General features: G+C 39.4%; 6 protein-coding genes. All 6 read left to right on the top strand.

Annotated elements, in window-relative coordinates; translation table 11 throughout:
• Nucleotides 1-480: 480 nt before the first annotated feature.
• The 6 genes from sufB to nadA all read left to right on the top strand — a co-directional run bounded on the left by sufB (nucleotide 481) and on the right by nadA (nucleotide 6,934).
• On the top strand, nucleotides 481-1,914 hold the full coding sequence (gene sufB, locus PLA12_06905) for a Fe-S cluster assembly protein SufB (GenBank protein HOQ32223.1): 1,434 nt from the start codon (nucleotides 481-483) through the stop codon (nucleotides 1,912-1,914).
• Nucleotides 1,911-2,699: a Fe-S cluster assembly ATPase SufC gene (gene sufC / locus PLA12_06900; GenBank protein HOQ32222.1), complete on the top strand. Its 789-nt coding sequence runs from the start codon at nucleotides 1,911-1,913 to the stop codon at nucleotides 2,697-2,699. The genes sufB and sufC overlap by 4 nt, the downstream gene beginning before the upstream one ends.
• Before the next feature lie 11 nt (nucleotides 2,700-2,710).
• Entirely contained in the window at nucleotides 2,711-4,024 is a 1,314-nt protein-coding gene (gene sufD, locus PLA12_06895; GenBank protein ID HOQ32221.1) for a Fe-S cluster assembly protein SufD, read from the top strand.
• A gap of 86 nt (nucleotides 4,025-4,110) precedes the next feature.
• Nucleotides 4,111-5,325 (top strand): cysteine desulfurase, encoded by a 1,215-nt coding sequence (locus PLA12_06890; GenBank protein HOQ32220.1) that lies wholly within the window; start codon nucleotides 4,111-4,113, stop codon nucleotides 5,323-5,325.
• Nucleotides 5,322-5,777, top strand: coding sequence for an SUF system NifU family Fe-S cluster assembly protein (locus PLA12_06885; GenBank protein HOQ32219.1), 456 nt, complete (start codon nucleotides 5,322-5,324; stop codon nucleotides 5,775-5,777). The genes PLA12_06890 and PLA12_06885 overlap by 4 nt, the downstream gene beginning before the upstream one ends.
• Before the next feature lie 95 nt (nucleotides 5,778-5,872).
• A complete protein-coding gene (gene nadA / locus PLA12_06880; protein HOQ32218.1) occupies nucleotides 5,873-6,934 on the top strand; it encodes a quinolinate synthase NadA in 1,062 nt (353 codons plus the stop codon).
• Nucleotides 6,935-6,968: the final 34 nt, after the last annotated feature.

Here is a 6,968-nt window from a genome sequence, read left to right as displayed (position 1 = left end):
CAAATAGGACAGATGAAACGGACGGGACGGAGGGAACAGATGGGGTAGATGAGACGGAGACTAATGAGGCATAGGGGACGGAGGGGGATTCATGGGAGTAATGAAACTTAAGGGGATTGGTATTAAGTTGGGTTAAAGAATTTATTCCTACGAATATAACGAATGACTACGAATAAAAACAAAGAGAAAAATCGATTCTTGTTCGTGAATTCATGGTCTATAAAACCCTTGTTAATCTATCGAATTATTTTTTTTAGAGTTGATTGGTTAATAGCCCACATACATTTAAGAATCATTACCCTTATGAAAATGAAGTGTCCTTGCTTCGGTTGGGTAATTGTATATAGGAATAATCTATATACAAATGGTGTTTTGCTATATAAAGAAACAATTAATCAGGGGAGCCTGATAAAGATGTCTGAAATAAAGATGAACATACCTGAAAAAGAGAAAAACGGCACCACGAAGAATGGCGAAGATATGTCTGCGATAAATGATTTTGTGAATAAAGAATATGCCTATGGTTGGGTAACTCCCATAGAAGAAGAACCATTCCCGTTTGGTTTGAATGAGGATATAATCCGTAAAATATCCGAAAAAAAAGAAGAGCCGGAATGGATGACTGAATGGCGATTGAAAGCATATCGCACCTGGACACAAATGCAAGAACCGCATTGGGCTTTTATTAAATACAAAACGCCGGATTTTCAAGCCATTCGTTATTATGCGGCACCGAAAATGAAAAAGAAATCTAATAGTATAGAAGAGGTAGAGCCGGAGATACTTAAAACTTTTGAGAAATTAGGTATTCCGTTAGAAGAGCAGAAAAGATTGGTAGGAATTGCTGTGGACGCGGTTTTCGATAGTGTTTCTGTGGCAACGACCCATCAAGAGATATTAGGAAAATTCGGAATTATTTTTTGTTCTATGTCGGAAGCAATTCGCAATTACCCGGAGTTGGTGCAACGCTATTTGGGTTCGGTTGTTCCGCCCAGTGATAATTTTTATGCAAGTTTAAATTCGGCTGTTTTTAGTGATGGTTCGTTTGTTTATGTCCCGAAAGGGGTTAAATGTCCGATGGATTTGTCTACTTACTTCCGAATTAATTCTGCACAGACGGGGCAATTTGAGCGGACATTGATTATAGCGGATGAAGGTGCGGAGGTAAGTTATTTGGAGGGATGTACCGCTCCTATTCGTGATGAAAATCAGTTGCATGCGGCTGTAGTTGAACTTGTTGCCCATAAGAATGCTACGATTCGTTATTCTACTGTTCAAAACTGGTATGCAGGTGATGAAGAAGGTCGAGGCGGTATTTTCAACTTTGTTACAAAACGGGGTAAATGTGTGGGAGACAATTCTCGGATTTCATGGACACAGGTAGAGACGGGTTCTGCCATTACATGGAAATATCCCAGTTGTATTTTGCAGGGAGATAACTCGACGGGCGAGTTTTATTCGGTAGCGTTAACACGGAACAAACAACAAGCCGATACAGGTACCAAAATGATACATATCGGAAAGAATACTCGCAGCACGATTATCAGTAAAACCATATCCGCAGGTATGAGTCAAAATACCTATAGGGGAATGGTTCGTGTTATGCCTAAAGCGGAAAATGCACGAAATTATACACAATGCGATTCTTTGCTTATTGGCAATCGTTGTGGTGCACATACTTTTCCTCATTTGGACATTCGGAATTCTTCTGCCTCGGTGGAACATGAGGCTACTACCTCCAAAATCAATGAGGAGCAGTTGTTTTATTGCCGTGCTCGTGGAATTCGTCCTGAAAATGCCATTTCACTTGTTGTGAATGGCTTTTGTAAAGAAGTATTTGAACATTTACCTATGGAATTTGCCGTAGAAGCAACAAGATTATTAAGCGTAAGTTTAGAAGGAAGCGTCGGATGAGTTTACTCGAAGTCAAAAATTTAAAAGCCTCTATCGAAGGGCAAACAATATTAAAAGGTATTCATTTAACAATTAATCCCGGAGAAGTTCACGCCATTATGGGTCCGAATGGTTCGGGAAAAAGCACATTAGCCCAAATTCTCGCCGGGAATGAAAACTATGAGGTATCATCGGATAGTGAAATTTTGCTACGGGGTGAGAATATTATCTCCATGCCACCGGAAGAACGGACACGAAAAGGGATCTTTATTGCTTTTCAATATCCGGTAGAAATTCCGGGACTATCCAATACGGAATTTTTGCATACAGCCGTGAATGAGATACGAAATGCACGAGGATTAGAACCGATAGATATTTGGGATTTTGAAAAACAATTAAAGGGAAAAATGAAGGAAATAGGTTTAGACCCTTCTTTTTCCGAACGCTCTGTGAATGAAGGTTTCTCTGGCGGGGAAAAGAAACGGAATGAGATTGTTCAAATGGCGGTATTAGAACCTATTCTTTCCATTCTGGACGAAACAGATTCCGGGCTCGATATTGATGCTCTCAAATCCGTAGCGGAAGGTGTCAATCGAATGAGGTCGCCACAACGCTCCTTTATTGTTATAACCCATTATCAAAGATTGTTGAACTATATCCGACCTGATTTTGTGCATGTCCTTTATAAAGGAAGAATTGTAAGGTCAGGCGGATTTGAATTAGCCCTTGAACTGGAACAAAAAGGTTATGACTGGCTTAAGACGGAAGAAGAAACGGAAACCTCTTCTGTTGGGGCTATTTCATGAAAGGGTCTTCTATGACTATAAATTTAAATGACGAAAGAAAACTTTCATTACTGGGAGCAACAACCCATTTACGCAATGGGTTTGTATATCCTGATTGGTGGGAACATATTCTTCGTAATGGTTTGGATGCTTTTGAGATTTTGCCGATACCTCATGCCAAGACAGAAGATTGGCGTGAAACAAATCTTGCCCCTTTCTTTAATCCGCAAAGGAAATGGATGCTGAAGATACAAAAACAAACCCATGAGGAAAGTATTCCCCAGAATATAAAAAATACTTTTTCCCCTTCGGTGATATGGGAAAATGGTGCTATAAACATTAAAGCCGATACCTTTCCCTCTGTGTTTATTAAAAGTTTTAGAGATGCCCTACAAACGCAATGGGGTGAAATTGTTCATAAGAAACTTGTATCTGGACAAGAACCCCGTCATATTTTTGAAGCCATATCCGATATGTTGATGCATAATGGAATTTTTCTCTACATTCCCAAGGCGACCTTTATTGAAAAGCCTATTCATATTGCGATAATAAGTCAAGGACGGGACACGGATACAATGGATGTCCCGCGTATTTTCATTTATCTTGAAGATAATGCACAGGCTACTATTACGGTTCATTATATAGCCGACACGACGGAACCGAATTCATTATGGATAAACACAAAGGAGCAGATTTATTTGGGTAAAAATGCCCATCTAAAATATCTGAACAGTATTCAAGGGACCGATAATGCACTTCGGTTTCTTTCAACTTCGGTTGAAATAGAAGAAGACGGTTCTTTGAATTACAATTCTCTACACTTGTCCGGGCAATTTATCCGTTCCGAAATAGATGTTGAAATTAAAGGGGAAAATGTTACCACTCAAATTAATGGTTTGACTATCAATCAGGGACATCATTTTTCTGAAACCCAACAATTAATACAACATCTAAAAGGACATGGGATAAGCCGAATTCACTGGCGTGGATTAGGACAGGAACAGAGTAAAACTGTATATCGCGGGAAAATTTATATTGCTCCCGATGCTCAGAAATCCGATTCGATACAACAGTTTAAAGGTTTATCTCTTTCCGACCAGGCGATTATTGATGCTAAACCGCAACTGGAAATATATGCCGATGATGTGCGTTGCACCCATGGAGCCACAGTAGGTCCACCACCACCCGATTTGATATATTATTTTCAAACTCGTGGAATTCATCCGAATAAAGCCCGCAATTTACTTATCCGTGGATTTGTAAATCGGGTTTTAAAGGAATTTCCTTTTGATGGTGTTGAAGATTTTATTGACGGTTACATAAATGTTTCTGAGAAGAAAAAATGAGTTTACATATATCAAAAGAGAATAAAGCCGTGAATGAAAATCGAAGACAAAAACGCCGATGGCATGTCGAAGCACTGGCACGGAAAATAGGTATTGAAAGTATCCGTGCTCAATTTCCTATTTTGGAAAGGTTTGTTCGCGGTAAACCCTTAGTCTATTTGGACAATGCGGCAACTTCCCAAAAACCTAAAAATGTTATTGATACGATTACCCGATATTACGAGCATGAGAATGCGAATGTTCATCGGGGAATACATTATTTAAGCGAAAAGGTTACGGAGAAATACGAAGAGGTTCGTTCCAAAGTATCTCGTTTTTTAGGGGCGAAGGTAGATTGTGAAATCGTATTTACACGAGGCACTACGGATTCCATAAATTTAATCGCCCAATCGTATGCCCGACCACGCCTTCACCCCGACGACGAAGTGTTAGTCACCCAGATGGAACATCACTCCAATTTAATACCCTGGCAGGTGGTATGCCAGCAGACGGGTGCCAAATTAAGAGTAATTCCGATTACAGATGAAGGAACTTTGGATTTAACGCAAATTGAACAATTGATTACGAAAAAGACAAAGATTGTATCGGTAGTTCATGTTTCAAATGTTTTAGGAACCATCAATCCCATAACAGATTTGGCTAAAAGAGCCCATGAAGTAGGAGCCGTTTTTGTTGTAGATGGAGCACAAAGCACACCCCATACACCAATAAATGTGCAGGAATTGGATTGTGATTTCTTTGCCTGTTCTGGTCATAAGATGTATGCTCCGACGGGTATTGGTATTCTTTATGGGAAAGCTCCCTTGCTGGAAAGCATGGAGCCATATCAAACTGGGGGTAGTATGATACTTCATGTTACATTGGAAAAAACGATATATGCCCATGCTCCTCAGAAATTTGAAGCAGGGACGCCTAATATTGAAGGAGTAATAGCCTTAGGCAGTGCTATTGATTTTCTACAATCGTTAGGTATGCATGAAATATGCCATTATGAAGATGCCCTGATACAATATGCTTATGAAAGTCTTTCACATATCCCGGGCGTGCATATTTTAGGACCCAAAAAACCCCGAGCAGGTGTGATTTCTTTCACAATGGATTGTGCTCATCCCCATGATATAGGTCAGATACTGGATGAGGAAGGGATTGCTATTCGTGCGGGTCACCATTGTGCTCAGCCTATTATGGAACGCTATGGTTTATCCAGCACAGCACGAGCATCGTTTGCGGTATATAATACTGTTGATGAAATTGACCGATTGGTAAATGCCATATACAAAGTGCAGGAGATTTTTCAATGAGTTCTGCTTCGCGTGCTTTATACGAAAAGGTATTACTTGACCATGCTAAAAGCCCCAGGAATTATGGCGAACCCGATACTTATGATAAAAAAATAGAGGGCTATAATCCTTTATGTGGCGACCACTTTATTTTCTATTTAAAATGTAATGGAAATATAATTGAAAAGGTACATTTCACAGGACAGGGATGTGCCATTTCAAAGGCATCGGCATCTTTGCTTACTACTTTTCTTGAAAAACAACCGGCCGATAAAGCCGTAGAAATGATTGAGAATTTTCTTGAATTATTAAAAACATCACCAGATACCCCTGTGGATGAAGAACAATGGGGAAAACTTGCCGCTATTGCAGGGGTTCGCGAATTTCCTATTCGTATAAAATGTGCTTCATTAGCGTGGCATTCCCTGCTCAATATTTTAAAGGGAACTGAAAATACAATCACTACCGAATAGTTACCTATCAAAAAGAAGTAATGCCTAACTTTTTGTTATAATTATAAAATGGTAGTTGCAATCAATATTTTACAATTTTATAAGGAATTTTTATTATGAGTTCGGATACAGTCCCGGATACAGAAACCGTTCTTGAACGAATGCGGAAAAGACTAAAAGGGGTTTTGCCTGAATTTGAAATTGAATTAAAAGCCCAACTCGCTCAGGAAATTATTAAATTAAAAAAGGAGAGGAATGCAGTTATTCTTGGGCATAATTATATGGAGCCTGCTTTATATCATTCCATACCTGATTATGTAGGCGATTCGTTATATCTCTCTACCATTGCCAGCAAAACAGAAGCGGACATGATTGTGTTTTGCGGTGTATGGTTTATGGGTGAAACAGCCAAGATATTAAATCCCAACAAAACAGTGCTTGTTCCATCTCGTGAAGCGGGATGTTCTTTAGCAGAGGGGATAAATAGAAATGATTTGCTGGAATTGAAGAAGAAATTTCCGGGTGTGCCTGTTGTATCTTATGTAAACACATACGCGGATACAAAGGCGGAGTCTGATTATTGTTGCACCTCTGGAAATGCGGGAAAAGTCCTTTCTTATATTTTCAAACAAGGACATAAAGCAGTTATTTTTGTTCCTGATGAATATTTAGCAAGGAACACGGCAACGGAATTGAATGCGGATTTTTTCCTTTCGGAAGAAATAACCATGGAAAAGGTGAAAGCCCATACCAATGCGGTTGTTATTGGCTGGAAAGCAAGATGTGAAGTGCATGAGTTGTTTAAACCGGAGGATGTTGACCGCGTTCGTCAACAATATCCCGGAGTAAAAATTATTGCTCATCCGGAGTGTCCGCCTGAAGTTATACGAAAGGCAGATTATTCCGGTAGTACTCAGGGAATGGTTAGTTATGTAAAACAACACCCAAAAGATAAAATTGCTTTATTTACAGAGTGTGCTATGGGAGATAATGTTCAGGCAGAATTTCCAGAGATGGACATTGTCCGTGCCTGTACACTCCGCTGCAAACACATGAATCTTATCACCCTTGAACAAACATTAAAGGCGTTACAAGAAATACAGTATCCGGTGGAAGTTCCTTTGGATATTATCGAACAAGCCAAACTACCTATCCAGCGAATGATTGAAATTCGTTAAATCTATGTAAAATTTTAATCCGTTATGTCATAAT

Source organism: Candidatus Hydrogenedens sp. (genome assembly GCA_035378955.1).
Taxonomy (GTDB): Bacteria; Hydrogenedentota; Hydrogenedentia; order Hydrogenedentales; family Hydrogenedentaceae; genus Hydrogenedens.
This window is presented reverse-complemented; position numbering and strand designations above follow the sequence as displayed.

Excerpts from the sequence above, each read along its gene's own strand:
- sufB (HOQ32223.1), top strand. The coding sequence starts at position 481 with ATGTCTGCGATAAATGATTTTGTGAATAAAGAATATGCCTATGGTTGG.
- sufC (HOQ32222.1), top strand. The coding sequence starts at position 1,911 with ATGAGTTTACTCGAAGTCAAAAATTTAAAAGCCTCTATCGAAGGGCAA.
- sufD (HOQ32221.1), top strand. The coding sequence starts at position 2,711 with ATGACTATAAATTTAAATGACGAAAGAAAACTTTCATTACTGGGAGCA.
- PLA12_06885 (HOQ32219.1), top strand. The coding sequence starts at position 5,322 with ATGAGTTCTGCTTCGCGTGCTTTATACGAAAAGGTATTACTTGACCAT.
- nadA (HOQ32218.1), top strand. The coding sequence starts at position 5,873 with ATGAGTTCGGATACAGTCCCGGATACAGAAACCGTTCTTGAACGAATG.